Consider the following 26,110-nt stretch of genomic DNA (forward strand, 5'->3'; position numbering starts at 1 on the left):
AAGCGACCAGTACCAAACTAAGGACTTTCTTCATCAAAATCTCGCCTCACATTTCATTTATTCTATTCAGGGAACTCCAGTACGATTTTGGCATAGTTGCCGGAAAACGCGTCTTCAAAGGCTTCCTGATACTGTTTGAGCGGAATAAACTTAGAGGTAATAGGTTCGACGTAAAAAGTAGGATCACTTAAATGTGCAATTGCGTCAGCGAAATCTTTCAACGTATAGATGATGGAACCGTTGATGCTAATCTCGCTGCGGACAACCTGGATCGGAGAAAAAGCGACTTGTTCACTGGAAATTCCGAGCGCAACAATCGTCCCGCCGGGTTTAACCAGTTGAAATGCTTGCTCAAATGATTGTTTTACGCCGGCTGCTTCAACAACCACATCAAAGGTTTGTCCTGCTACGTTTTCCGGTGTAAGAGCCTGTACATCGCCGAGCTTTTTCGCCAATTCTAGCTTCTTGGGGTTAATATCGATCGCAGTCACTTTTGCGCCTAACTTAGTCGCTAAAGCGACAGCTAGCAGACCTTCCGTGCCTGAGCCAATGATTGCCACTGTAGTTCCCGTAGTTATATAGGCCCGTTTCAGGGCATGAACGGTAACGGCAAATGGCTCGACTAAGATGGCGCGCTCGTTAGGCATATCTGCCGGCACAGGCACCGCATACTTTGATGCAATAATTACTTCTTCGGCAAAGACGCCGTCAACAGCAACACCCAGCGGTTTCTTCTCCTTGCAGATGTTGGTCTTTCCTTGCAGACAGTGTTCACACTTGCCACAGAACGTATTGGGGAAGATAACGACGTTGGTTCCAACCACAAGGGAAGAATCTTTGCCAACTTCTGTAACGACTCCTAGCACTTCATGGCCGGGCCGGATCGGATACGAGGCATAAGCGATGCTGCCCCGGTATACTCTAAGATCGGATCCGCAAATCCCGCCATAGATAACTTTAACTTTTATTTCATTGTCTATCGGAACTGGCAGTGTTGCCACTTCCCGCAGACTTAGCTTGTTGGGCTCGGACAAAAACAGTTCCTGCATGGTTTCACCTTCTGTATCGTTTTATTTGCTTTCTTCAATCGTCGCTAAAGCAGCCCGCAAACCAATCAGGTAGCTCTCGACGCCAAAGCCGCAGATTTGCCCGTTCACCACTTCGGCAAATACAGACTTGTGACGGAACTCCTCACGTGCGTGAATATTGGACATATGAATCTCAACAATGGGGCACGTGAGAATTGCCAGTGCATCTCTCAGGCCATAGCTGTAGTGAGTCCAGGCGCCAGCATTGATTAAAACGGCATCTTTGCCCTCAAGAAATGCTTGGTGAACCCGTTCGCACATTTCACCTTCATGGTTAGTCTGGAAACTTTCGATTTCTGCGCCTAGTTCTGCTCCCAGCGCCTGTAATTTGGCGTCAATCTCAGCCAGTGTGATTGTGCCATATTGCTTAGGATCTCTTTTGCCAAACATATTGTGGTTGATTCCGTGAAGCATGAGAATTTTTTTCATAATCTTTTCCCCCTCATATTTCTTAGGTACTATATTAAGCTCTAGGGTTGACAGCGAGCGCTTCGGCAACTGCGTTGCCTGACGCCTGAAGTAACTCAACACATAGTCCATCAGGCAGTGCAATCCAATTCCGCCCTTGCGGCATCTGGGTTACGCCCCATGTATAAACTTCTTGTATCGCTGCTTCCAAATCCTCGACCATAATGCCGAGGTGAGCCATCCGACCTTCTGGTCCGTTGAAATTGGGATCTGAAACTAGCTGTATCCCGCCGATTGTCCATACCTGATTCGGATTATCCACTGGTCCGTCAATTTGCCGGATGGTCATTCCCAACGCTTCCCGAAAGAAACGAACGTGCCACTCGATATCTTTGACGCGAAACGCCACGTGCTCTAAAAATGATTTTTTCGCGTAGGCCATAGAGTCACCTTTTAAGCCTTTCCCGAGTAGTTCTTAATCCAGTACTCAATACCTTTGACGCTGGCCACCAGCGTCTTGTTGACCGGAGCTGGAACATTACACATTTCGCCCCACCTGACAACTGAACCATTGATAAAATCAATCTCGGTCGCAGTTCCTTTTTCAATGCTTTGCAGAATGGAGGTTTTGAACTCGGCAGGCAGCCCGTCAGATGCTTTGAACCAAGCTTCTTCAGGAGTCTTTATTGACAGAGTTACTCCGTTTGCCGCTGCGACTGCCATGGCCTCTGCAATTGCAGCCAGTGCACAATCTCTAACTTCTGGTACGTTATACAACCCGCCATAAGGGAGTCTGGTGATACCGCTGATAGCACCGGTTGCAACGTTGATCAACAGTTTATCCCAAATAATTCCAACAATATTATCGCTCACGGTAGTCAACAACTCTGCCTTATTTAACTGTTCTGCCAACTTAGAAATTCTTGGCGTGATGGCGCCATCAAGTTCGCCAATATATGTGTACTTGCCCTTGGTACCAGCAATGACATGACCAGGTCCGAGCAGCACACCGCCAACATACGTTTTTCCGCCAATTACGCGTTCCTTACCAACCACTTCAGCAATGATTTCCTCATTACCGAGACCATTTTGAAGGGACATAATCAACGTATTCTCGCCAATGATTGCACCAGCGTTTTCAATCGCTTGCCGGGTATGAAACGACTTCACTAAAACGATGATGAGGTCTGCTGGCCCAATGCCTTCACAGCTAGTTGCTGCTTTGACCTTCACCGTTCTATCGGTTGTTCCCTCTCTGAGGATGAGTCCGCGACTATTCATCGCGTTAATATGATCAGCCCATTGGTCGATCAAATAGACGTCATATCCAGCCTCAGTCAGCACCCCGCCAATGGAACTGCCTAATGCGCCAGAACCGAGTACGCAAATTTTCATTGTATTCACCCTTTCTCACTTCGCTATTTCTACCCAGTGTCTTAGGCGGGAATAAATTTCAAAATGTGTTGCGCCACAGTGCATAGCTCATTTTTTTGATTAAAGATTTCCACTTTGGCGAATGTCTTCATGCTTCCCTCATCGACTTCGACAACTGTATATTTCGCTGTTACCGTGTCACCGAAAAACACTGGTTTTACAAACCGGAGCCGGTCATAACCATAGGAGACACTGGGAATATCGGCTTTTGCCTGCACTTGTATTAGTGTAGAGGCGGTAGACCCTAGCGCAAAGGTGAGCACCCCATGCACAATTCTAGTTTTATAGGGAGTCGTCTTCATGAATTCTTCATTTGTATGCATTTGGCTGAAGTCTCCGGTGATCCCGGCGAACAAATAGACATCTGACTCACTGATCGTTTTCGTATAGGAGCATGTATCTCCAACCTGTAACGGCAATTTACTCATAGCATTTTCCCCCTTCAATTTTGGCAAATAGATATTATTTTACTTGCCAGTCTTGCTTTACACCCATGGGCTCTGCCAGGAACAAGCGATGATCCATTTCCTTCAAATCTGCGGCTACCTTGGGTCTGAAGCCCATTTGGCTAATAACATCTTTCTCGATATCCATACCGGGCGCAACTTCACACAGCTCCAGGCCATCTGGCGTTAAACGGAAGACTGCTCGTTCGGTAATGTAGAGCACCTCTTGACCACGACGTATCGCATCTTTGCCGTTGAATGTGATTTCAGGAACCTGCGGAATTAGTTTCTTAAAATTCCCTTCTTGGTCGATATGAACCTCACCATTTTCAATCGATGTTTTCAAGCCACCGGCTGTTAACGTACCGCTGAAAATGACCTTGCGACTATTTTGGCAAATGTTTACGAAGCCACCAGTTCCCTGGATTTTGCCATTAAAGCGATGCACATTGACGTTACCGACTTGGTCGAGCTCTGCGAAGCTGAGGAAACAAATATCAAGTCCGCCACCGTCATAAAAGTCAAACTGCGCTGGCATATCTAACATAGCTTGCATATTGACGCTTGCCCCGAAGAAGATGCCTTGGGCGGAGACGCCGCCGATGGGCCCAGTTTCAACAGTCAGAGTAAACTCTTCGCTTACTCCTTCTTCCCGTGCAATTACCCCGATGCCGTCCGATATCCCGACACCAACATTACCGACATTGCCGGGAGATACTTCCAGGAGAGCGCGGCGAGCAATGACCTTGCGTTCATTGAGCGGCAGCGGTATGACTGCGCCTGTGTCAAGAACAAAATCGCCAGAGAAAAAACGGTTCAATGAACCGGAGTACAACTGAGGTTGGTCAGGAACGACGACAACGACATCAACCAGATAACCGGGAATCTTGACCGACTTTGGATGCAGAGTACGGGCTTTGACCAAGCGCTGCACCTGGCAAATGACAAGTCCGCCGTTGTTGTGAGCAGCTTGCGCCATAGCCAACGTATCCAAGTATGTGATCTCATCTTCCATGCTGATGTAACCTTCTGTATCGGCGGTTGTACCACGGATGATAACTACATCAGGCGGTATAGTCGGATAGAATAGCCATTCCTTGCCATCGATCTCCATCAGCCGGATCAGGTCTTCCTTGGTCCGTTCATTTAGTTTTGCGCCGCCTTGACGCGGGTCAATAAACGTGCCCAGCCCCACATGGGTGAGTAAGCCTGGTTGTTTGGCCGCTGCGGTCCGAAACAGTTGACTGATAACACCTTGTGGGAAGTTATAGGCTTCAATCTCATTGCGTTCCGCCATTTCGGCTAACCGAGGCGATTGTCCCCAGTGTCCACCGATAATACGGCGGCATAAACCAGACTGAGCTAGTGGCGACATGCCCCGATCGGCGCGGTCGCCAAGGCCCGTAGAATGCAGAAGGGTAAGATCGCGCGGCTGCTGCGATTCTTTGTATCTCCGGGCTAGAGCGTTGATTACTTCAGTTGGGTCAACAATGCCGCCCCCGGCGCCACTAAAGGCAACGGTTACTCCGGACGGAATTAGATTAACAGCTTCATCAACACTCATAATTGAGACTCGATTGCCTTTTCGTACAGGTTTAATCATACTACTACTCTCTCCAAATTCTAGCCAGTGTAAATACACGGCATTTTCTGACTGTTGTTACTGTTCTTATATTACAAAACTATATTTGTTCTTGCAATTTAGATTAAAAATTGTTTCTATTTCGATAAATAATAAATAGCAGGATTATGCTTGATCAAAAAGAATTATAATTAGAAGTATATACGATAATTTTTTAAGAAAATTCGTGACGTTGGAGGCAAACTCCGTGGAATTTCATCAGCTTGAATATTTTCTGGCCGTAGCAAAATATCAGAGCTTTACGAAAGCTGCTGAAGAGATTAATGTCTCACAATCTTCTTTGTCAATTCAAATCAGTAAACTAGAAGCGGAATTCGGGGTTCGTCTATTTGCGCGCACAACCCGCGCTTTATCGCTGACTGCAGTTGGAAAAGAGTTTTTGCCATTTGCCGAGCGCATTATCGAGGACTCTAAGGCTGCCAAAACCATCATTGAACAGTTTGTATCCGCAGACAAAGGTAATATCGGAATCGGCTCTTTTCCAGGATCACGTTATTTCGGTTTTATCGATCTAGTTTCGCATTTTAAAAAAGATTTCCCTGAGATAAAATTTGACATTTATGAAGCTGAGTGTTTAAATTTGCTCACTGCACTTAAGGCCTTTGATATAGATGTTGCATTTTTGTCTCATTATCATTTCGCCGAAGGGATAACTTTTTATCCCTTAGTAAAAGATCATACAGTAGTGGTACTGAACCAAGATCATCCGTTGGCCGGACGAAAATCTGTGGACCTTACAGAGCTGGCTACTGAGCCACTAATCTTTAATGTCGAAACAACTATCTATAGGAATGCCATGGATGCCTTCTCTCGCGCTGACATCAACCCTAACATTGTATTGCGCACTCATGGCACCTTGTCTTCTACCTTAGGCTTTGTATCCTCAGGCTTAGGGGGAACAATGATATCAGCCACAGTCGCTAAGTTTTATCAACATCGCGGGTTTGCTTTCCTTGATATTGATCCGATTATCCCCAGAATGACTTACTTAGCAGTGCCTGAAGATAAACAAAAGCGGCCTATCATCAACAATTTTGTTAATTTTGTTCTTAAAAATGTAGAAACGAGCAGTAATCACTAATTTACTGCCAATAAAAAAAAAGAAGTAGAAGCCTTCCGGTCTTCTACTTCTTTTTTTATTTGGCAACTTTCTTGGCTATTGCCACGACGCCTGTGCAATTATTATTTGTTATCTTGATGCCGCGCCCTTTCACTGGTGAGATCTTCACAACGCCCAGCTTTCAATACAGAGCTGGCAGCCTCATGGCTAATCATCTGCTGGGCCCTGCGGGCAGTTGCTATCGCTTTTAGCAAGTCGACACCTGTATCGATTCCCATTTCATGCAGCATGTGGATAGCGTCTTCAGTAGCGATGTTTCCCGATGCGCCGGGGATATATGGACAGCCGCCAAGTCCGGCGAATGCGCCGTCAAAAGTAGTAATACCCGCCTGAATGCCGGCGACGATATTACTTAATGCCATATCGCGAGTGTTGTGAAAATGTAAGACCCATTTCACCTGGGGGAAAGTCTTCACCATATAACTACCGATTTCGTAAACCTGCCTCGGATTTCCCATGCCGGTAGCGTCTGACAGAGATAACTCGGTAATACCAAGTTTCAAGTATTCCCGTACGATTTTTTCTATTTGTTGTAGAGGTATTTTCCCTTCAAACGCGCAGCCCCAAGCTGAAGATAATGCCCCTGACACATTAATGTTATGCTTCGCAGCGTACTCAACGCATGGCACAAAGCCTGCCATCATTTCAAGCGGGGTTTGATTAAAGTTGTTTATACAATGCGACTCACTAACCGAAACAGTCAGTTTCGCTTTGGTTAGACCTGCAGCATAAGCGCGTTCTAAGCCTTTAAGATTAGGAATCAAAGCCCGATATTCAACACCATCAACCCGTCTCATCTGTTTGACGACTTTTTCAGTGTCTGCCATTTGCGGAACAGCCTTAGGGTGGACAAAAGAGCCGACCTCAATAACCTTGATGCCAGACGCTACCACCATATCCAAGAGTTCAAGCTTTTCTTCAACACTTAGAATTATTTTCTCGTTCTGCAATCCGTCGCGCAAACCGACCTCACAGATTGTCACTTTTTCAGGCCACACTGTGTTTGTAATTTCCAAGTATACCATCCTTTCTTTGTACTATTACAATTTAATAATATAAAGCCAAGTTGCTTTTTGCAATCTCGATTGATAATAAATCGATTTGCTAATAAAGATAAGTAAGCAGCCGTATCATAAAGCTAGTGAAAAGTACTTAGATCGATTGACATGAAAAATTCGTTATCATATAATGGGCATAGTGTGAATAGTAGAACTTATTCTATTTATGCAAAAATACAAGTTATTAGGCATTTAGGTGGTTCATGATGAAACAGAAAAGACGCCATGTTACGCTTGAGCACGTAGCAACTCATGCTGGTGTTTCACGCTCTACAGCCTCACTTGCCCTGCGGGGAAGCAGTCACATTTCAGAAGCGACCCGGGAAAGGGTTCAGGCGTCGATGCGAGAGCTGGGTTATATCTATGACCGGGTAGCCGCTAACCTGCGCTCCAAGGACTCGTCTACCGTCGGACTGATTATCATGGAATTGGCTAACCCGTTCTATTCGGAACTATTAGTTGGAATTCACCACGAGTTAGATAAATTCGGCAAAACCGTTATTTTAGGTACCACTTTTGACTCACCCGCTATCCAGGAACGCTTGCTTTCTACCATGCTGGAGAACCGCGTAGGCGGCATAATCTTATCGGCAGTGCCAGGAAGCTCAAGTGAGCCAATTAATCGATTCCGCGATTTGGGTATTCCGCTAGTACTAATCAACCGGAAATTGCAGGGTGCCGAATGTGACTTCGTCGGAGTTGACAATGTGGAAGGCGGAAGAATTGCTATTGAGCATCTTATTCGCAAAGGGCACCGGCGAATTGCCTTTTTAGGTGGTTTGCCCCAGCTTTCTACCTGGCGAGGCCGCAAGCAAGGCTACGATGAGGCCCATCGTATGGCCGGATTAGAAATCGATCCTACTCTGGTCATAGAAAGTCGCGCAACCCGGCAAGGCGGCATCGAGGCCATCCAGAAACTATTGGCATTACCTTCCCCCCCCACTGCGGCTTTCTGCTATAATGACACCATCGCCATCGCTGTTTGCATGCATTTGCAATCTGTCGGCTTAGTTCCGGGTCGCGATCTGGCAATTGTCGGATTTGACGATATTCCGGAGGCTACGATATTTAGTCCAAAACTGACAACAGTTTCATCCTATATTCGTCTGTTAGGCGAACATGCCGCCCGTCTGTTGCATGCAAGAATTGATGGCGCTGATGCACCGCCGCAATCGGTCATTGTGCAGCCAGAGCTCATAGTCCGCGACTCCTGCTCTGATCCAGCGAAGAAAAGTGAATAAGCATGAAAAGGGGCTGTGCTTTCACACAGCCTCAGGCCGTCGATAAAGGCCAATCTGCGTGTTAGCCCCGCGAACCCATTGCTAGCGTACCCTTAAGTACGCGTCACTGCTAGGCTCGCGGGGCTGCCTAGCATCTCGACCTTTCTCAACGGCCTGGAAAATAGGTTTTTCAACAAGCTGAGGCTGTGTTTTCACACAGCCTCAGCTTTTATTACTTGCCTGTAGATGATTTAGTCAACGCCGACACATAGATAACAATAAACGCAACCATGAAAATCGTCGAATAGCCATACATGGCCGCATAGCTACTGCCACCCGCAATATACCCTAGCACTATGGAGCCGATCATATACCCCAAATCAATCGAGGACAAAAACAATCCGTTAGCTGCTCCTTTGCGGTCTGCCGGACAGCGGTTTACCGCCCACGTCTGCAGCGATGGCTGTACCGCCCCATAGCCCAAGCCATAAAGCAAAGAGGCAAACACCAACATAGCAGTTGAGTTTGTGAAAGCCAGCGTAATTAAACCAGCAATCATTAGGACGCTGCCTGGAAAAATAATCACCGAATGTCCCCTTTTATCAAACAAACGACCTACGAACCGTCTGGTTAGCAAGATCATAACTGTATTGCCGATAAAGTACAGCCATACATTGTCAATCCCGGCTTCTCTGCCAAATAACATTAGATACCCCATAATACCGCACAACGGGATCGATAATAAGAAACAAAGAGTGGAAGGCAGCAGCGCTCCTTTTTCAAATACGTTTCGCAAAGTGATCTGCTTTCTCTCCCCCGCGACAGACGCAGGGCGGAACGCAAGCCCGGTAAGACCACTGATCAGCAATAAAGCACTCGCAACCGTCAACGTTACTGAAGCAATCAAAACATACCCGAATTGAATACGACTCATGATGAGGATCGCCGCGACAGGCGTCAAAGACAGAGAGATAATTGTCGTCAGCGCATAGTACCCTGAACCTTCACCACGTTTTTGTTCCGGTACAGTCTTGTAGACAGCAGTTGCAATCGCCGCTGTTGCCATGCCCCAACCGATACCTTGCAAACTGCGCAACAAAAGTATGCCGTTTACCGGCAGCAAAAAAAACGCAACCGAGCAAAGGGCCACTATGCCAATGCCTATTATAATAATCGTTTTTTCACCTTTTGCCTCAACTATACTGCCGGCAATTATCCGCGCAACCAGTGACATAGCGGAAAACATACCAAACACTAGACTGGCTTGCAAATTGCTGCCGCCGATCTGTTTCACATAAGCGGGTAAGGTTGGCGGCAACATGTAGAACCCGAAGCACAATAACAAATTGACTAGCAAGAGTGAACTATAGCTTTTTGTCCATAACTTTGCTTCATTGATTGTTGCAATCTGCGTCAAAATTCTAAGCCTCCAATTATGCGAGCTTACTTCTCCGTTCGAGCAGCCACAACAGGAGATGTTCGGTTGTTTTGCCGCTTAGCTTTTTCGGTAGTCAGGTCTTCACACCGTCCGGCTTTGAGAACATGGCCAGATCCCGTATGCTCCACGAGTTGCTCTGCCCTTCGCGCAGTGGCAATCGCCTTGGCCAAATCGACGCCTGTATCAATACCGATTTCATGCAACATGTGAATAATGTCTTCGGTAGCGATGTTACCGGCTGCGCCCGGAATATACGGGCATCCTCCTAAGCCGGCAAAAGCGCCATCGAAGGTGGTAAAACCAGCCTGCATACCAGCAAGGATGTTGCTTATGCCATGTCCCGGGTATTGTGAAGATGTAATACCCAGCGCACTTCTGGGAAGGTTTTGATCATATATTTTCCGACCTCATACACTTGTCTAGGATTTGCCATTCCGGTAGCGTCTGATAAAGATAATTCGGTGATGCCAAGGCGCAAATATTCGCGAACAATTTTTTCGATTTACGGCACCGGTATTTTGCCTTCAAAGGCGCAGCCCCAGGCGGAAGACAATGCTCCCGACACACTATGTGTGTTTGGCGGCATATTCAACGCAGGGAATAAAGCCGGCCATGTTATAGCCCTGTCAAACCGCTAACTAAATAATCCGTTCCGCGTAGTGAGACCACTGGCCATAGCCAACAAGTACCGCGTTGCCTCCACTGGCCCATACGCTTTCTCAATCGCCACCGCAATGACAATATCGTGTCCGTACTGACTTGCCTCAATATCTTCGCGAATGCTAGCTAAAGCTCGCTCATGATATTCAGGCTTCACTTTGCTTGTAAATACAATCGGATAGGCATCCACTAAACGCTGATAATACTCTTTCCGGCCTGATTCGGTCAAGAGATCACTGTTACAAAATTCTGTACTATGTTCAGGTGCTAAAAGATTTGTAGCTAGCCGCACATATAATGGCGGGATATTCACATCCCTCTGCTCTTTCTTCGCAGCAGCTAGTTCCTCTCTGGCCAACTTCGCAAAAATCTGCGTTCCTTGCGCATGCTTACGGCGCCAGAGATTTTGTTTATATAAGCGAAATTTGGTCAGCATATAAACCGCAGTAATGACAAATAAAACATAGACCAGCCAATGAATCCAGCCTTCAGGGTAATAATAGCTGGCAATTCCGCATGCCAAGCTGAAAATCGCTAACTGCCAATGAAATCCCAGATGCCAAGGCGCCAAGTTCATGCAAATATCCTCCGATTGAAATATACAGAAAGCCCTCAGCCTGAGCCGAAACGCATCTCAGCTTCTGACTTTAGGCTTTCTGTTATAGGTTCTTTGATCGATTAACGATAATTTTCGCCGAATAACTTAACTCTGAGCGGAGCTAGCTGCGGGCTGGAGAACATGACAGTCAGAATCGAGACAGCGATCAGGCACAGAGCGATTTTATTAGTGAACATACTGCCGAAGAACGCTAGTACATCGCCATGTTCCATGGCCACACCCCGTCGGAAGTTGTTGTCAATGATTGGGGTCAGGATAACCCCAAGCACCACGCCCGCCACTGGATAGCCGTACCGCTTCATGAAATAGCAGAGGATACCGAAGAAGATCAGCCAGTAGATATCAGCGACACTCTGCTGAATCGAATAGCCACCGATCATAGTCATGATAACAATCATCGGCAAAATATAGGCTTTGGGAATTTCTACAATTTTACTAAAAACACGAATACCGGTCATGCCGACAATATAGAGACAAACATTGGCAATTAATAGACAAGCCACGATGACCCAGAAGAACTCAGGTTGTTCGCGCATCAACATCGGTCCTGGTCGCAGGCCGTGAACCATTAAGGCGCCAATCAGCACAGCTGTTACTGAGTCGCCGGGAATACCTAGGGTGATCATTGGCGTCATGTCGCCGCCGATAGCCGCTGTACAGGCCGTCTCAGGAGCAAGCAAGCCCTGGTAAGCGCCTTGGCCAAAAGGTTTTGGGAACGGATCCTTAACTGTGCGTTTAGCATGATCGTAGGCCATCAAGGCCGCGATATCGCCGCCCGCCCCCGGCAGTACCCCGATAAAGACACCGATGAAGGAACAGCGCAGGGTTAAAGGGATATTTCTCTTAATAACTTCAAAAGTAGGACGAACACGGCTAATTTTCTGTTTAACTGGTTTCACCTTGGTCTGCAATTGCACCAAGGATTCCGAAATACCGAAAGTTCCAATCATAACGATGATGAAATGAATGCCGCCTAGCAGTTCGCCCGAGCCAAAGGTCAAACGACCTTGGCCAGTTACCGGATCCATGCCGGTGAGGCCGACTAGGATACCGATGCAAGCTGTGATCATGGCCTTGGTCACTGAGCCGTCCTCTGTCAGACTGCCAATCAGGAACAGACCCATGAACGCTAGTAAGAAATAGTCACGTGGCGCGAAGTCGAGAGCAAATCCGGAAATAATCGGTGCGCCCAAGGCCAAGCAAACGATGCCGATAAACATACCGATACAGGCTTGGGTCGTACTCAGACCCATCGCTTCGCCGGCCAGACCTTGTTTGGCCAGCGGATAGCCGTCAAAGGCGGCAGCGACTGACGCCGGAGCACCAGGGATGTTCAGGAGGATGGCAGAGCGGGCGCCTCCGTACACGCCGCCGGCATAGACACCAATCATCAGCGCCAAAGCCGGAAAGACATCCCATGCGAAGGTAAAGGATATTAGCAATGATACCGCCATAGTAACCGACAGACCAGGAATAGCAGCCATGTAGACGCCAACAAAACAGCCAAGAGCAATAAGTCCGACCAGATTCAAACTGGTGAAAGGCACCAGAAATCCTTCAATTCCATTAAACACCTCTTGATCACTCCAATCGTATTAAGGTAGAACCACCTGGAATGCTGTGTTAAATATCAAGTACAAAACGCCGACAAAGGTTGACGATACGAGAATTTTTTTCACTGGCTTCGTCCTGTCCAATAGATACATGGTGATCGATAAAAAGAGAATGCTTGTAGGAACGAAGTGGAGAGTTTCCACTAGCAGTCCATAAAGTATGATCATAACAATCAGAATAATGACTTGTCTATCGAATAGATAGCGTTTGAGCTCTTGCCAGTTGCCGTCCTGGTGACCGTTTTTAACCAGCGTATACGCATGCGCTGCGACCATCAGCACCAAGGCTGTTGCAACGAGTTGGGCAATCGATCCAGGTCCGTTACTAATCCCTTGGAAAACGCCTTCTACTTTGATTGACTCATAGAGCCAAGCCAAGCCCATAATCAGCATAAGAACCAGTAGTTTAAGTTCGCCTTTCGGAATCTGTTTTTCAATGACTGTTTCGGCTTCAGCCTGTTCAATATCTTTTTGATTTTCAGCCAATTTCCTGCACCTCCTAATACTTGAGGGATCAGGAGGAGGATGTCCCCCTCCATTGTTGTTATTTACCAGGTTTCGGAATGTTGAATTTCTCCGGTGATTCTTTGGCGCCGCCAGCGTCATGGATCATCCAAGCAACGATAGATTGCCATTCCTTCATGTATTTTTTCGCCTCGTCGCCGGTGATGCCCATCGGAGTCAGACCATTTTTCTGCATATAATCCTGGAATTTGGGATCTTTATAGGCGACTTGGAAAGCATCACGCAGTTTCTTAAGTGCATCTTCCGGAGTGCCCTTCTTGACAAACACGCCATAGAAAAAGCCGGATGCTTTCATGACATCATTGTACTTCGCATCGATTTGGGTGATATGCGGCACGTTGGGAATGCTGGGATTCGGTTTGTTAGCCATGATCGCCAACGCCTTCAGATCGCCGTTCTTGATGTACTGAGATGCTGCGCCAACTGCCAGACCGGATACCTGGAGTTGCTTGCCCAACAGAGCGGTGGTCAGTGGGCCGTCTCCGTCGTAAGCGACTTGGTTGAAGGTCACGCCTTCCATCTTTTTCAGGATGGCTGCGGTTACATAAGGCTGGCCACCGACGCCGCTGATACCAATGCTGATCTGACCAGGGTTGGCTTTGGCAGCCTTAATCAGATCAGCGAATGTGTTATAGGGGGAGTCTTTAGGAACCACGATAACGGTAGAGCCTTGAGTTGCGATAAGAACCGGCTCAAAATCGTCATAAGTCAGTTTGGATATTCCAAGAATAGGATAAATTTGGGGATTCTCTGCGTGGAACATCAGAGTGTAGCCGTCAGCTTTTTGATCAAACACGTTTTGCGTGGCAATGGCGCCGGTAGCACCGGTTTTATTAGCCATAACGATCGTTTTGCCGAGCGCTTTCTCCGCCGCCGGCGTCAGAGTCCGGGACACTTGGTCAGTGCCGCCGCCAGCACCCCAGGCGATAATGCCGTTAATGTTTTTGCTAGGATATTGCTCTTTTTTCTCACCTGAACCGCAACCAACCACCAGCAGAGCAAGGAGTACCATGACCAAGAGGAGACAAGTTTTTTTAGTGTGAAACAGCATTGATTTCCCTCCTAAATTACTTTTATCTTATGAGCGAGTATACACCCGCATCAATAAGCAAAGGTAAATCAGGCGAGCTGTGCTACTCCGCCTGATTAGCCGCCGGTTAAGTTATACTGAGACAAGGTTACTTAGTAGGCTTCGGAATGCCGAATTTATCGGGCGATTCCTTGGCGCCGCCGGCCGCATGAATCAACCAAGTTGCAGAAGATTGCCATTCTGATAAGAATTGTTTGGCTTCATTACCCGTAATTCCCATCGGGGTAATGCCGTTCTTTGCCATATATTCCTGAAATTTAGGATCTTTATAACCAGCAACATAGGCTTCAGTCAGCTTCGCAATCACAGCATCCGGGGTTCCTTTTTTAACATATGCACCGAAGAAAGCGCCGAAGCTTTTTAGTTTTTCTTGATAAGCAGGTTTAATTCTTCCTAAGACCGGCACATCGCCTAAAATATCGACCGGGGTGTTTGACACCAGAGCCAGCGCTCTGATGTCGCCGGATTTGATATACTGCGCCGCCGAGCCAACGCCGATGGCAGTGGCCTCAATTTGTTTTCCTAACAGCGCGGTAACCAGCGGCCCTTCGCCATCGTATGCCACAAAGTTAAAGTTAATCTTTTCCTGGTCTTTGATCAGCGCGCTAGTGTTATATGGCAATCCGCCGACGCCGCTTGAACCAAAGTTAAATTTCCCGGGATTTTGCTTCGCAGCCGCGATCAAATCATCATAAGTTTTCAATGGTGAGTCTTTATGCACAATGATGACAGACAAGCCTTTACCAAAGATGATGATCGGCTCAAAATCAGCGTAATCAAGTTTAGACAATGCTAACACTTTGTACAGTTGCGGGTTTTCGGCATGATACAGCACCGTATAACCATCGGCTTTTTGGTCGAAAACGTTTTGCGTGGCTATAGCGCCGGTAGCGCCGGGTTTATTGGATAGTACGATCGTTTTTCCCAACGCTTTTTCAACATGTGGCGTAACCGAACGCGAGACGTTGTCCATGACGCCGCCGACGCCCCAAGAAATGATTCCATTGAGATTTTTCGTTGGAAATTGTTCTGTCTTTTGAGTCGAACCGCCGCCGCAACCGGTTGCTAACAGAGCGGCAATTGTCAGGAGTACCAGGGAAAGAACAACTGTCTTTTTCAACACAAACTCCACCTTTCAGCTTTATTCTATAAGATCAATAAATACCCTTCTGATTGTCATTGGGCCAATCAAGTTAAAGTACATTTGTCTCTAAGTCCAGCCACATCAGTTCCTGTTCTGTTAGTTGAATGTCGACAGCCATGATGCTGTCCAGCAATTCCTCTGTCTTTTGCGGGCCGATGACTGCACAGGTTGGATACGGCTGGTTTAGAACATAGGCTAAAGCGATATGGTTTGTCGTATACTGTCTACCCTTTAGAACCGCCATTTCTTTAGCACGCCGGAACCGTTCCCAATTAGCCTCACTGTAATACACTCTGGCGATATCTGGATTGGGAATGACCTCAGGTGTATACAAGCCGGCGAAAAAGCCGCTGGCTTGGGCTGCCCAGGAGAACATGGCCAACTGAGTCTGTTTGTGCCATTGGATATAGTCGGCGTCCGGATAGACGCAGCCGATCCAGCGCGGCTCATTGACCTTGGCCAAGCTAAGGCTGGGACTGTTGGCGGCGAGTCCCGCATAGCCTTTGGTAGCGCAATACGCGATCGCCTCTGTCATGCGTTCGGTACTCCAGTTTGATACACCATACGCTTTATACAGGCCGGCGTCTTTGTGTTCTTGCAGGGCATCCATTAATTCGCTGACAGGCACTCGCAGATCATCGCGATGCAACAGGCAGATATCAAAGTAATCGACCTGCATCCTTGCCAGACTTTCCTGTAAGTCCTGACGGATATATTCTGGACTGACACGCTGCTGATCCGGATGATGACAGCCGTTTTCATCAATATAGTGGTGGCAACATTTACTGATGATAACCATCTCGTCGCGGTTACGTCTGCCTTTCAGCCACATCGCCAGTGCCTGTTCACTCTTGCCCAGACTGTATATGCGCGATGTATCTAAGGTATTGCCGCCATTTTCTACATAAGCGTCAAGCATTTCAAAGACAACATCTTTACGTTCTGGCGTAAACAAGGATGTGCCGATCACGAGTTGCGAACAGCCGCGCTCCAGACCGGGAATCGAAATATATTTCACACAAACCACTCCATTACTCGTTTACCCCCGCGGGTGAGCAGCCAAATATTGTTTTGCCGCTTCAATACAACGGAATGCGTGCTCAGCGAAACCCATTTCCTTCATCCGCTTGAGATTGGGCAGTTCAATAGAATAAGGAACTTCCGGTATCCTGTTCACAATGCTGGCGACATCAATACCGCCCTCTTCCCCCACATACAGACGAGCCTCACGCAGGATTCGGGTCATTTCTTCTTTTTCGGTCGGGATTTCTTCCGGCGCATCGCAAAGGTGGACAAAGCGGAACCATTCACGCGGTACAGCATCAAGTTCCTCCGGTTTATTCCTGGCGCGGTGGAAGTGATGAATGTCGATCATCAGACCGGCATTATCCCGTTTTATCGTATTCAGAACATCGAGTGCTCCCGCCAGGTTATTGACGCTGGCAATCGGCACATACTCAAGTTCTACTGTCAGGCCGAACGATTTAGCCAAATCGCAAACCTCGGCAAACTTTTCAATATAGAAATTACGATCAGATGTCCAAATACTGCTCAGAACATGGCGACCGCCGAGTTCGGCTGCCACCTCCATCGCTGGCAGGTAGCGTTTCGGATCAACACCGTCATAGATGCGCGCCAGTTCAATGTCAAGCAGCTTAACGCCTGTGTCGGCCAGCGCTCGTTTGGTTTGCAGCAGCATTTCTTTGTTTTCAGCTAAGGCAAAATTCGGCTCGCCGGGCAGGCCCATATAGATCGGGCGCAGGCTGACAAAATCATATCCGGATCGCCCAGCGATGTAAGTCTGTTCAGGCGGCGGGCAGCCTGGAATAGTCAGGTAGGCTAAAGAGAATTGGTGTGACACGGTGACCCTCCTATCATTTAGTTACCCATGGTATTTTCGACCGTTTGCAAAACGGTGCGTAACTCTTCAATCGGTACTTGTCCAGGCGCCGATGCTTGCGCGCCCACAGCAAAGGTAAGCGATGTGCCGAAAACCCCGCCAATCATTCGGCTGACCATGCCATATTTGCCCATCGACATAGTAATCAGCGGTATGGAAAGACGACTCTTGGCTTCAAGCGTGGCGCTCAGCAGGGTAAGAACATCTTCGAGAGTCTGCGGCATGACCGCGACTTTGGCTACATCCAGTTGTTTCTCGGCCGCCTCCGCCAGTTTATTCACAATATCTGCGCGACTGGGGGTCTGATGAAAATTATGAAATGAACCAATGATTTTTGTCCCGCTCTGGCTGGCCGCTTGGCGTAGTTTATTAATCCGTTGCAGGTCATTTCTCAATTCACAGTCCACATATTCGGCAGCTGCCGCTTTGCAGATCGCAGCATCTAGTTCAATAACTTCCGCGTCAGACAAAGCTATCGGTTGACCACCTTCAAATTGGGACCGAATGGTGAAAATGAGCGGGGCGTCGCCACACAAAGCCTGAATCTGTTTAGCGATCGCAACCACTGCGTCGGTATTGGCAATATCCTGAAAAAAATCAGCTCGCCACTCAATAACATCTGGGCGTTTGCTCAATACTTGCTGTAATTGTTCAAAGATCAGCTCTTTAGTCGTTCCGACCAGTGGAGTACAAATTAACGGCTTAGTTCCCGGTTCGATTTGTTTTTTTGCCAAATGCGCCACTCCTTTTACTTAACAGACTATGTGAAAAATAGTTCATATTCACAATAATCTGATATTTTGCTTAACTTGATTTTATATTATTGATTTTACAATATCCAATAGTCAGATTCGATTGAATTAATCGCAAAAAAAGAACAATCTCATTCGAAACAAAAATAACTGTGATATAATAGCCATAACAGAGGTCCCGGAGGTATCGTATGGAAGTTCATCAATTGCAGTATGTTGTGGAAGTCGCTAAGCATCGTCATTTCACGCGAGCCGCCGAAGCGATCTGTGTGGCTCAGTCGTCGTTATCGCAGCAAATCACCAAACTCGAAGACGAGCTGGGTATTAAGCTATTTGAACGCACGACCCGCAGTGTGTATCCGACGTCAGCAGGTGAAGAATTTCTACTTCACGCCCGCCGTATTCTGGCGGAAATTGACGCTGCGAAACAAGCGATGCAAGGTTATACCCATCTGACCAGAGGCACAGTGAATATCGGCGCGATTACTACTCTGGAAAGCATTGATTTTGTAGCAATGGTTACTGCATTTCACCGAACATATCCAGGTCTGAATATTAATATTGTAAATGCCGGTAGTTACCGCCTAACAGAAATGATTCAGACATTGGAAATCAATGCAGCAATTTTCTCCCCACAGGTTGACACTGATCTTACGAATCTGGAAATTCACCCATTAGCCGAAGACGAATTCGTTGTCGTCACATCATTATCACACCCGCTAGCCAACCATCAGATGATAAACTTATCGGATCTTGCCGCAGAAGACTTTATCTTCCCATCGCCTGACCAGAGTATTTACAAAGTTTACGAAAAAGCATGCCGTGATGCAGGCTTTTCACCGAAGATTGTTTGTCAAAGCAGCCACTCGGAGTCTAGCCTTGCCCTAGTTGCCAACGGCATGGGAATCGGCCTTTTCCCGCGTGATGCTATTGTTGCCAATATGCCGCCTGGCGTGTCAATCATCCATTTAAATGATCCGATTAAAAAACACATTGCTTTAGCGTTGCTTAAGCGACCTCACTACCCGCCGCCGGTTGCCGCCTTTCGCGATTTTGTCCTCAATTGGACTAATAGATAATGAGCCCGGCAACAGCCGCAAATAAAAATATACCTTGTCTATAGTTTTTATCTGGCATTTCACCGTCAATTTACTGCTAATATCAGAAAGATTTCAAAGAGGACTGAACCTGCCCGGGTTCAGTCCTCTTTTGCCGTTGACTCACTCTGGAGCACAGCTTCGTGTAATAACTTTTTGCCTTGCCGAGCAGCCCATTTGATTTCGTTTGCCATCACCGCTGCCTCTAGTAACGTATGTAAATAATAGCTGCCTGCTGATCGATTTTGCCATTGTTCGATCACTAGCATCAAGCGTTCCCAGTAGTCTTCATTGATTTCTTCAATATCTGTCGTCTTGCCGTCAATGATAGCCATTCTAACCTTACCGTTGACTCTGGCGATTGACCGACAACCGCCCACCAGCATCGCCAGGATGGCGCCGAATTCATCAGTAATTGGGGGGAAATTGAGATTCGAGCGCCGCTCGTAGCGGGTTGCTACCTGTTCGTATATCCGGTCAGCCCCCTCAGCCAAAGCTTCGTTATAATCCATGAGTTTTTCCGCAACGGCAAACCACTCACGTTGCTCAGATGCAACCGGACTCAGCCAGTCACTCTCTCGTTTGATCAGTACAAATAGATCACGCGTTTGCTTGTTCTGTTGATGAATAAGTTTTCTTTGCTCCAGATGATAGTCAGGCTCCAGATTGGCTAACTGGACATATTCCTGAACAGCTTGGCCAAAGCAGTTCACCGCAAGCTCATTGCTTGCTTGCAGCTTGGCGACAAATTGACTCTTATAGCGCGGAGGCATCAAAGCAATGTTGATAATCATCGCTATACCCATGCCGACGAAGATAACCAATGTTCTCGATAGAGCGTGCGAGAGGAACTGATCCTGGCTGGAACTGAGAATAAACAGAGCGGCGACGATTCCCGCCGTAAGGCTGGTTTTCAACTGAAACTTTCGGTACAGCACGATGATAACAATGGTCACTAGCCCCATCACAGCTGAATTACCACCAATTAGATATCCGAACCCCAACCCTACGGTTACCCCCAGAATATGCACCAAGACTTGATCTCTTGTTGTCTTAAGTGTCAGGGAAATAGATGGTTGCATGTTAACCACCGCCGACACTGCGCCGAAAAAAGCAGGTTCGAGATTGAATACTTTGCAGATGAACATAGTAATCGTTACTGCTATCCCTGTTTTGAGTGTGCGTGCTCCTATAGTCTTCATTCCTGTCACCGTTCCTGCAGTTTGTCTGAAATACAGACCGTCGATAAACGCCCATCTGCGTTGTTAGCCCTGCGGGAGCGCGCTTGCCGTACCCTGCAAACGTACTGTCTGCGCGCGCTTCCTCGGGCTGCCTAGCATCTGGACATTTCTCAACGGTCTATAACTAGGTTTGTCAACAAGTTGAATTTCAGACCAAGACGTTTCTTTGTCTGGAATTATGCACCTGTACTTAGCTACGATTACGCAATATGTATTTTGAGTCCAGTTCTTCTTCCAGGCGGTCGGTTGCAGTCCCTGGTTTAATGGAAAGCTGTGAAATCGATTCTCGCATTTCGGACGTCATAACAAAATCAGCCGCCGCCAGCGAGGCGCTTAGCTGGCTAGTATTCCTGGCGCCAAGAATAGGGGCCGTGATCGCAGGATTTGATTTGACCCAGCTAATTGCTAGTGTTACAGGGTCCACACCGAGTGCGTTGGCATAATTGACAAAGCGGTCGGCTACTTCGTAATAAATGGGCTCAGCATAACGCTTGCGATATTGGTCTTTTTCTGCAAGCCGCCCTGACTGCGGAGTGATGCCTGGTGAATATTTTCCTGACAATACGCCCCCAGCCAAGGGGTTATAAGCAATAACCCCTAATTGCTCTGACTCAGCAAGTGGTAAAATCTCAACTTCTGCCTGCCGCTTTACTAAGTTATACATTGGCTGAATGCACTCAAACCGGGCAAGACACTTTCTTTCGGAAATGCCTAAGGCCTTGGCAATCTGCCAAGCGGCCCAATTGCTCACACCGAGGTACAACACCTTTCCTTGGTGTACTAAGTCATCTAAAGCCCGCAGCGTTTCATCCATTGCAGTGAAGGGATCGAAATAATGAATAATATAAAGATCGATCCGGTCGGTCCTCAATCTGGTCAGACTTTGCTCTACTGAAAGCATAATATGGCGTCTAGTTGGACCGATAGCATTTATATCTTTGCCAACTCGTTGAGAAACTTTCGTTGTGATTACCACTTCGTCTCGGCAGCCGGCGATTAATTTACCAAGAATAGTCTCTGCTCTGCCTTCACTATAGTTATTTGAACAATCAAAAAAATTAACACCAGCATTTCTGCACTGACTAAACATCTGTGTTGATTCGGTTTCATCTGCTTCACTGCCAAACGTCATTGTGCCGAAACATAGTTCGGAAACCAGAACACCAGTCTTCCCTAACAGCTTATACTTCACACAATTCCCTCCCTATTTTATCTAGTATTCATTGCATAGTTACTCTATCCACGAGTCTTTTACAGCAATATAACCGAGAGTTCTAACCTATACGCATTAGGGGTGGATAAATATTCTCATTTGTAGTATACTATAAGAAAGGAACAGGGGGTGGCTCAGTGTTTCAGATAGGGGACAAAATTTTTTACCCAGCTCAAGGCGGGGGTACTATAGAGACGATCGAAGAAAGAGAAGTCTTCGGCGAAACTCAAATGTATTACTCGATCAGCATGCCTCATCGAAACATGCAAGTTATGATCCCGATTGATAAGACCGAGCAGCTAGGCATCCGCCACATCGTAGAGCCAGAACAACTTGATAAACTACTTGTCACGATTAACGAAGGCGAGACCGACATGTCCGGCAACGACAACCAGCTTGATCGTAAAAACATGTTGAAGATTCGCAGTGGCAACATCTACGAAGGAGCCGAGGTTATTCGCGATTTAGTGAGAATTAGCGCAAAGCGGAAGTTGGGAACAACAAGAAAGAACATGTTAGATAATGCTTTGCAAATTCTTATTAGTGAAATTGTATTAGTTAAAGGAATTCCAAAAGAACAAGCATCTGATTTAATTGAGCGTTTCATCCATATTCAATAATAGTCTTCAGTCCTGGCTATAGCAGCCAGGATTTTTGTTTGTCCTGATTATCATGTGATTACTTATTTCGGCAAAGCCAGTCTAGTCCCTGCTAATACTCGCTGATCTTTTTTTTGCGGTCTATCGTTTTCCTGTGCTACAATAGGAAAGTCTACATTCTGTTTAGGCATGGGTAACAAAGATCGAAGAATTCAGGTGCTAAAATGGACGTCTATGTAAAGTTACTTTATATTGTTGTTGACTTCATCCTTCCGTTGATGCTGGGCCACTATTTTCAAAGAAGACACTGGCTTAACGAAGCTTGGTGCAAGAAAATCATTGTTACTAACCTTACCGTTTTTGGTACAGCATTATCGACGCTAAGTTTTTGGAATCTGCCTTTGCAGAAAGAATTGCTTTGGTTACCGCTATTTGGTATTCTTGTTAGCTTCATCCCTGGACTGGCAGGGTATTGGGTGGCTAATAAGAAATATGAATCTGGCGTAGAAAAAGCGAGCTACCTCGCATCAGCCATGCTTTCTAACATTGGAGCGTTAGCCAGCCTTTGTGCATTTATTCTGTTGGGAGAGCGGGGTTTTGCTTATACGCAGATCATCTCGTTATTCCAGAATCTCGTATTGTTCTTGTTCTGTTTCCCCATGGCTCAATACTACAGTCAACTCGACCAAAAGACTAGTGAAGACGCCGCTAAGACATCTTTCTCGTCATTATTTTTTTCTCGTAACCAACTGCCTGTCGTTGGCATGGGAGTTGGTATGATACTCTATCTTGGTGAAGTCCCTCGTCCAGATATTTTGGGCAACATTTTTAGTTATCTCATTCATATTTCTGCCTGGATGGGTATGATTCCCGTCGGTTATTCGATGAACTTTAGCGGGATGCGAAACTATTATGCCAGCATAATTGGCCTTATCCCGATAAAATTTGTGCTTACCCCGCTTGTTGCCTACCTTATTGCCCGCATCTTGTTTACCGATCACATCGTTCTAAGCTCAATCCTGATCGCGGCAAGTGTACCAACCGGCGCCAACACGGTAGTTCTAGCTCGCCTATATGATTTAAATTTACATATCGCCAGTGCAGCCTTTTTTATGACCACTATCGTTTTCTTGTCTGTCGTCTATCCTATTCTTTTTTTCTGGCTGAACGCAGCATTATAGGTATAGGATAAGCATCGGTGGTCGAGTACGCAAGTACACAGAGGCCACGCGCACCGGGTTATGGTTTATATACTTTCTGACTAAAAAAGCGCCAACCTAAGCAGGTTAGCGCTTTTTTTGCTGTCACAAATACTATTTCTTATCTAATCCTAACTGTTTGACAAGTACCCCATAGTCATCATGCGCTTGCTTGACAAACTTGCCAAACTCTTCGGCGCCTTGATACTGTACTGGTTGGCCCATCTCCTGCATGGTCTTTTTAAAGTCAGGATCTTCGGCTACTTTCTTAAAGAGACCCTCATAATAGGTCACGACTTCTTTCGGAGTGTTCTTCGGCACAGCTATACCTTTAACCGAACCCCAGGTATAGAAGTTGATTCCTTGTTCTTTAAGGGTCGGTACGTTTGGAAGTGATGGATCTCTATCAGGGGTCGCGATGCCAATAGCTTTTAGTCGACCGGCTTTCAACTGGCTGATGACTTCAGCCGGATGGCCGCCGCCCATAACTGTCTGACTGCCAACAAGAGTGGTGATTGCCTGCGAGCCACCTGCATGCGGTATCGGAGTGATAGTGACTCCGGTGGACGCGCCAATGCCGCGCATAACAAGGTCAACCGCGCCTGCTTTCAGTCCCACGGCGGCAGTCACCGGTTTGCCAGTTTTCTTCGCCTCGTCAACAATATCCTTGATTGAATTGTAAGGAGAGTTTGCGGGAACTAAGACAACGACAGAGTGGATGGACAACCGGGCAACCGGGTCAAGGTCTTTGAACGGGTTATATTCAACCTTAGAAATATGGGGCATAACGATATCATGCCCTGAACCGTAACCCATGGCTATCGTATAGCCATCTGGTTTAGCGCGTGCGACGAAAGTCGCGCCTTCAACACCGCCGCCACCGCCCTTATTAACAATCTGCAACGGTTGTGGGCAGTATTTAGACCAGACCTTCTCGACTGCGCGGGCGAGGAGGTCAGTCGATCCCCCTGCTGCCCCGGGGACCATCATGGTGATCGGTTTATCTGGCTTAAATTCAGTCGGACCTGCTGTCTTTTTGGCCTCAGGCGCTTTGCCGCAACCACTTGCCAGCATAACCATGCCCAGAACAGAGACTGTAACCATCAATACCTGCCAACTCTTTTTACGGAACATTTACTTCCCCCCCATTTATCTTAATTGTTTTACCTAGCGAAACATGCGCGTTTCGGATCATACCTCCAGCCAGGAACCAGATACTGCATCGCCATAGCGTCGTCGCGGGCTCTAAGACCAACTTTTTTATAAAGTTGGTGCGCTCTTTCAATTTTGACCATGTCGATCTCAATACCAAGGCCTGGCTTATTTGGTACCTCCACCATACCACCTTTAATGGTAAATGGCTCTGTTGTTAAAGCTTCCTGGTCTTCCTGCCAAATCCAATGGGTATCAATGGCTGTGATGTCGCCCGGGGCAGCAGCTGCTACATGGGTAAACATAGCTAGTGAAATATCAAAATGATTATTTGAGTGCGATCCCCAAGTTAGTCCCCATTCTTGACACATTTGAGCAACTCGTACTGAGCCCTGCATCGTCCAGAAATGCGGATCAGCCAGCGGAATATCAACCGAATGGAGCTGAATTGAATGTCCCAATTGGCGCCAGTCGGTAGCGATCATATTTGTCGCAGTCGGCACTCCCGCAGCTCGCCGGAATTCCGCCATGATTTCCCGCCCCGAGTAGCCGTTTTCCGGACCGCACGGATCTTCGGCGTAGGCCAATACATGATTCTGATTCTTGCATAAACTGATGGCCTCATCTAGTGACCAAGCGCCATTTGGATCAAGCGTAATGCGGGCATCGGGAAAACGCTGCGCCAGAGCAGTCACCGCTGCCATTTCCTCTGTCCCATGCATAACCCCGCCTTTAAGTTTAAAATCCTTGAAACCATAGCGAGCATTCGCTGCTTCGGCAAGCCGGACAATCGATTGAGGAGTCAATGCTTTCTCATGTCGTAACCGCAGCCAATCATCATTTGCGTCCTGATTGCTGAGATAGGGTAAATCTGTTTTGTTACGGTCGCCTATGTAGAACAGATAACCAAGCATTCTAACGGTGGTACGCTGTTGTCCGGCTCCTAACAGCGCGGCAACGGGTACGTTGAGGAATTGGCCGAGCAAGTCGAGCAAGGCAGCCTCGATTGCAGTGATCACATTGTCTGCCCGCAGATTGATTTCATGCGGTTGCTTAAGCACCGCGGCCTCGGCTTCAGAAGTCACTTTGTGAACCGTGGATTGTAGTCCGGTCTTATTGCTGTGTACCAGTTGCTGGCGTACACTGTTCAGAATGGAATTGTATCGCCCGATCGATTGCCCGATGACCAGCGGTCGGGCGCTTTCCAGAGTTCGGCGAATTCCTTCACCGCCTGGCACCTCGCCTGCTCCTGTGCGCCCGGCATTGTCTTTAAGAATAACAATATTGCGCGTAAAAAATGGTGAATGAGCGCCGCAGAGATTTAACAGCATACTGTCGCGTCCCGCGACCGCGATCACTCGCATTTCAGTAATAAGTGGCGCTCCGAAATAAGTTCCACTATTCATTGGCTGATCCAATTGTTCATCACTCCCATTGTTGCTCATCGTCTAG

The 26,110-nt window shown here is 47.2% G+C and carries 26 protein-coding genes; 5 read left to right on the plus strand and 21 right to left on the minus strand.

Translation table 11 applies throughout. From position 1 onward, the window contains the following. Window positions 1-62 precede the first annotated feature (62 nt). From AXX12_RS13985 to AXX12_RS14010, 6 genes are read right to left on the minus strand one after another with little or no spacing between them, the layout of a single operon-like run. A complete protein-coding gene (locus AXX12_RS13985; RefSeq protein ID WP_066243978.1) occupies window positions 63-1,049 on the minus strand; it encodes a zinc-dependent alcohol dehydrogenase in 987 nt (328 codons plus the stop codon). 21 nt (window positions 1,050-1,070) lie between these two features. Then, window positions 1,071-1,517, minus strand: a complete 447-nt coding sequence (gene aroQ, locus AXX12_RS13990) for a type II 3-dehydroquinate dehydratase (protein ID WP_066243981.1) — start codon at window positions 1,515-1,517, stop codon at window positions 1,071-1,073. A gap of 34 nt (window positions 1,518-1,551) precedes the next feature. After that, window positions 1,552-1,938 (minus strand): VOC family protein, encoded by a 387-nt coding sequence (locus AXX12_RS13995; RefSeq protein ID WP_066243983.1) that lies wholly within the window; start codon window positions 1,936-1,938, stop codon window positions 1,552-1,554. 11 nt (window positions 1,939-1,949) lie between these two features. Beyond that, window positions 1,950-2,891 (minus strand): ketopantoate reductase family protein, encoded by a 942-nt coding sequence (locus AXX12_RS14000; protein ID WP_066243984.1) that lies wholly within the window; start codon window positions 2,889-2,891, stop codon window positions 1,950-1,952. 41 nt (window positions 2,892-2,932) lie between these two features. Beyond that, complete coding sequence (locus AXX12_RS14005) at window positions 2,933-3,358, minus strand: MaoC family dehydratase (RefSeq protein WP_066243986.1); 426 nt, start codon at window positions 3,356-3,358, stop codon at window positions 2,933-2,935. A 34-nt stretch (window positions 3,359-3,392) separates the two neighbouring features. After that, window positions 3,393-4,979 carry an acyl CoA:acetate/3-ketoacid CoA transferase gene (locus tag AXX12_RS14010; RefSeq protein WP_066243989.1) on the minus strand — a complete coding sequence of 529 codons (1,587 nt, stop codon included), beginning with the start codon at window positions 4,977-4,979 and terminating at the stop codon, window positions 3,393-3,395. Window positions 4,980-5,205: 226 nt separating this feature from the next. Here AXX12_RS14010 and AXX12_RS14015 point away from each other — a divergent pair, with 226 nt between their 5' ends. Continuing rightward, on the plus strand, window positions 5,206-6,099 hold the full coding sequence (locus AXX12_RS14015; protein WP_066243991.1) for a LysR family transcriptional regulator: 894 nt from the start codon (window positions 5,206-5,208) through the stop codon (window positions 6,097-6,099). A gap of 101 nt (window positions 6,100-6,200) precedes the next feature. Here AXX12_RS14015 and AXX12_RS14020 read toward each other — a convergent pair whose 3' ends face one another. Continuing rightward, window positions 6,201-7,154, minus strand: coding sequence for a hydroxymethylglutaryl-CoA lyase (locus AXX12_RS14020; protein ID WP_407922274.1), 954 nt, complete (start codon window positions 7,152-7,154; stop codon window positions 6,201-6,203). 245 nt (window positions 7,155-7,399) lie between these two features. Between AXX12_RS14020 and AXX12_RS14025 the strand changes: the two genes are divergently transcribed. Further along, entirely contained in the window at window positions 7,400-8,437 is a 1,038-nt protein-coding gene (locus AXX12_RS14025) for a LacI family DNA-binding transcriptional regulator (RefSeq protein ID WP_066243993.1), read from the plus strand. A 211-nt stretch (window positions 8,438-8,648) separates the two neighbouring features. Here AXX12_RS14025 and AXX12_RS14030 read toward each other — a convergent pair whose 3' ends face one another. From AXX12_RS14030 to aroD, 10 genes are all read right to left on the minus strand, one after another. After that, window positions 8,649-9,833: an MFS transporter gene (locus tag AXX12_RS14030; RefSeq protein ID WP_197470731.1), complete on the minus strand. Its 1,185-nt coding sequence runs from the start codon at window positions 9,831-9,833 to the stop codon at window positions 8,649-8,651. Window positions 9,834-9,859: 26 nt separating this feature from the next. Next, on the minus strand, window positions 9,860-10,252 hold the full coding sequence (locus tag AXX12_RS14035) for a beta/alpha barrel domain-containing protein (RefSeq protein ID WP_331711626.1): 393 nt from the start codon (window positions 10,250-10,252) through the stop codon (window positions 9,860-9,862). 236 nt (window positions 10,253-10,488) lie between these two features. Next, window positions 10,489-11,091: a hypothetical protein gene (locus AXX12_RS14045; RefSeq protein WP_066244004.1), complete on the minus strand. Its 603-nt coding sequence runs from the start codon at window positions 11,089-11,091 to the stop codon at window positions 10,489-10,491. Between the two features lie 101 nt (window positions 11,092-11,192). Continuing rightward, window positions 11,193-12,707: a tripartite tricarboxylate transporter permease gene (locus tag AXX12_RS14050; RefSeq protein ID WP_066244008.1), complete on the minus strand. Its 1,515-nt coding sequence runs from the start codon at window positions 12,705-12,707 to the stop codon at window positions 11,193-11,195. Window positions 12,708-12,728: 21 nt separating this feature from the next. Continuing rightward, window positions 12,729-13,232: a tripartite tricarboxylate transporter TctB family protein gene (locus AXX12_RS14055; RefSeq protein ID WP_066244012.1), complete on the minus strand. Its 504-nt coding sequence runs from the start codon at window positions 13,230-13,232 to the stop codon at window positions 12,729-12,731. 58 nt (window positions 13,233-13,290) lie between these two features. After that, window positions 13,291-14,322: a tripartite tricarboxylate transporter substrate binding protein gene (locus AXX12_RS14060; protein WP_074431372.1), complete on the minus strand. Its 1,032-nt coding sequence runs from the start codon at window positions 14,320-14,322 to the stop codon at window positions 13,291-13,293. 127 nt (window positions 14,323-14,449) lie between these two features. Next, complete coding sequence (locus AXX12_RS14065) at window positions 14,450-15,481, minus strand: Bug family tripartite tricarboxylate transporter substrate binding protein (RefSeq protein ID WP_066244016.1); 1,032 nt, start codon at window positions 15,479-15,481, stop codon at window positions 14,450-14,452. Window positions 15,482-15,554: 73 nt separating this feature from the next. Then, complete coding sequence (locus AXX12_RS14070; RefSeq protein ID WP_066244018.1) at window positions 15,555-16,523, minus strand: aldo/keto reductase; 969 nt, start codon at window positions 16,521-16,523, stop codon at window positions 15,555-15,557. Between the two features lie 21 nt (window positions 16,524-16,544). After that, window positions 16,545-17,366 carry a sugar phosphate isomerase/epimerase family protein gene (locus AXX12_RS14075; RefSeq protein ID WP_066244021.1) on the minus strand — a complete coding sequence of 274 codons (822 nt, stop codon included), beginning with the start codon at window positions 17,364-17,366 and terminating at the stop codon, window positions 16,545-16,547. Window positions 17,367-17,383: 17 nt separating this feature from the next. Further along, window positions 17,384-18,139, minus strand: coding sequence for a type I 3-dehydroquinate dehydratase (gene aroD, locus AXX12_RS14080; RefSeq protein ID WP_066244024.1), 756 nt, complete (start codon window positions 18,137-18,139; stop codon window positions 17,384-17,386). Between the two features lie 209 nt (window positions 18,140-18,348). Here aroD and AXX12_RS14085 point away from each other — a divergent pair, with 209 nt between their 5' ends. After that, window positions 18,349-19,236, plus strand: a complete 888-nt coding sequence (locus AXX12_RS14085) for a LysR family transcriptional regulator (protein ID WP_066244027.1) — start codon at window positions 18,349-18,351, stop codon at window positions 19,234-19,236. 119 nt (window positions 19,237-19,355) lie between these two features. Here the strand turns inward: AXX12_RS14085 and AXX12_RS14090 are convergent, their stop codons facing one another. Further along, complete coding sequence (locus AXX12_RS14090; RefSeq protein ID WP_066244029.1) at window positions 19,356-20,456, minus strand: FUSC family protein; 1,101 nt, start codon at window positions 20,454-20,456, stop codon at window positions 19,356-19,358. Window positions 20,457-20,685: 229 nt separating this feature from the next. After that, complete coding sequence (locus tag AXX12_RS14095) at window positions 20,686-21,687, minus strand: aldo/keto reductase (RefSeq protein ID WP_066244032.1); 1,002 nt, start codon at window positions 21,685-21,687, stop codon at window positions 20,686-20,688. A 158-nt stretch (window positions 21,688-21,845) separates the two neighbouring features. On the opposite strand from AXX12_RS14095, the gene AXX12_RS14100 reads away from it, so the two are divergent. Both AXX12_RS14100 and AXX12_RS14105 read left to right on the plus strand, forming a co-directional pair. Continuing rightward, window positions 21,846-22,328 (plus strand): CarD family transcriptional regulator, encoded by a 483-nt coding sequence (locus AXX12_RS14100; RefSeq protein ID WP_066244034.1) that lies wholly within the window; start codon window positions 21,846-21,848, stop codon window positions 22,326-22,328. A 203-nt stretch (window positions 22,329-22,531) separates the two neighbouring features. Then, a complete protein-coding gene (locus tag AXX12_RS14105; RefSeq protein WP_066244036.1) occupies window positions 22,532-23,488 on the plus strand; it encodes an AEC family transporter in 957 nt (318 codons plus the stop codon). A 132-nt stretch (window positions 23,489-23,620) separates the two neighbouring features. On the opposite strand, the gene AXX12_RS14110 is transcribed toward AXX12_RS14105, so the two are convergent. Both AXX12_RS14110 and AXX12_RS14115 read right to left on the minus strand, forming a co-directional pair. After that, window positions 23,621-24,640, minus strand: a complete 1,020-nt coding sequence (locus AXX12_RS14110) for a tripartite tricarboxylate transporter substrate binding protein (protein ID WP_066244039.1) — start codon at window positions 24,638-24,640, stop codon at window positions 23,621-23,623. A gap of 29 nt (window positions 24,641-24,669) precedes the next feature. After that, entirely contained in the window at window positions 24,670-26,064 is a 1,395-nt protein-coding gene (locus AXX12_RS14115) for an enolase C-terminal domain-like protein (RefSeq protein ID WP_066244438.1), read from the minus strand. Window positions 26,065-26,110 lie beyond the last annotated feature (46 nt).

This window comes from Anaerosporomusa subterranea, assembly GCF_001611555.1.
GTDB classification, from domain to species: domain Bacteria; phylum Bacillota; class Negativicutes; order Sporomusales; family Acetonemataceae; genus Anaerosporomusa; species Anaerosporomusa subterranea.

Bases quoted from the DNA above. Each gene is read 5' to 3' on its own strand.
- AXX12_RS13985 (WP_066243978.1), bottom strand. From the start codon at position 1,049: ATGCAGGAACTGTTTTTGTCCGAGCCCAACAAGCTAAGTCTGCGGGAA.
- aroQ (WP_066243981.1), bottom strand. From the start codon at position 1,517: ATGAAAAAAATTCTCATGCTTCACGGAATCAACCACAATATGTTTGGC.
- AXX12_RS13995 (WP_066243983.1), bottom strand. From the start codon at position 1,938: ATGGCCTACGCGAAAAAATCATTTTTAGAGCACGTGGCGTTTCGCGTC.
- AXX12_RS14000 (WP_066243984.1), bottom strand. From the start codon at position 2,891: ATGAAAATTTGCGTACTCGGTTCTGGCGCATTAGGCAGTTCCATTGGC.
- AXX12_RS14005 (WP_066243986.1), bottom strand. From the start codon at position 3,358: ATGAGTAAATTGCCGTTACAGGTTGGAGATACATGCTCCTATACGAAA.
- AXX12_RS14010 (WP_066243989.1), bottom strand. From the start codon at position 4,979: ATGATTAAACCTGTACGAAAAGGCAATCGAGTCTCAATTATGAGTGTT.
- AXX12_RS14025 (WP_066243993.1), top strand. From the start codon at position 7,400: ATGATGAAACAGAAAAGACGCCATGTTACGCTTGAGCACGTAGCAACT.
- AXX12_RS14045 (WP_066244004.1), bottom strand. From the start codon at position 11,091: ATGAACTTGGCGCCTTGGCATCTGGGATTTCATTGGCAGTTAGCGATT.
- AXX12_RS14060 (WP_074431372.1), bottom strand. From the start codon at position 14,322: ATGCTGTTTCACACTAAAAAAACTTGTCTCCTCTTGGTCATGGTACTC.
- AXX12_RS14085 (WP_066244027.1), top strand. From the start codon at position 18,349: ATGGAAGTTCATCAATTGCAGTATGTTGTGGAAGTCGCTAAGCATCGT.
- AXX12_RS14090 (WP_066244029.1), bottom strand. From the start codon at position 20,456: ATGAAGACTATAGGAGCACGCACACTCAAAACAGGGATAGCAGTAACG.
- AXX12_RS14105 (WP_066244036.1), top strand. From the start codon at position 22,532: ATGGACGTCTATGTAAAGTTACTTTATATTGTTGTTGACTTCATCCTT.
- AXX12_RS14110 (WP_066244039.1), bottom strand. From the start codon at position 24,640: ATGTTCCGTAAAAAGAGTTGGCAGGTATTGATGGTTACAGTCTCTGTT.
- AXX12_RS14115 (WP_066244438.1), bottom strand. From the start codon at position 26,064: ATGAATAGTGGAACTTATTTCGGAGCGCCACTTATTACTGAAATGCGA.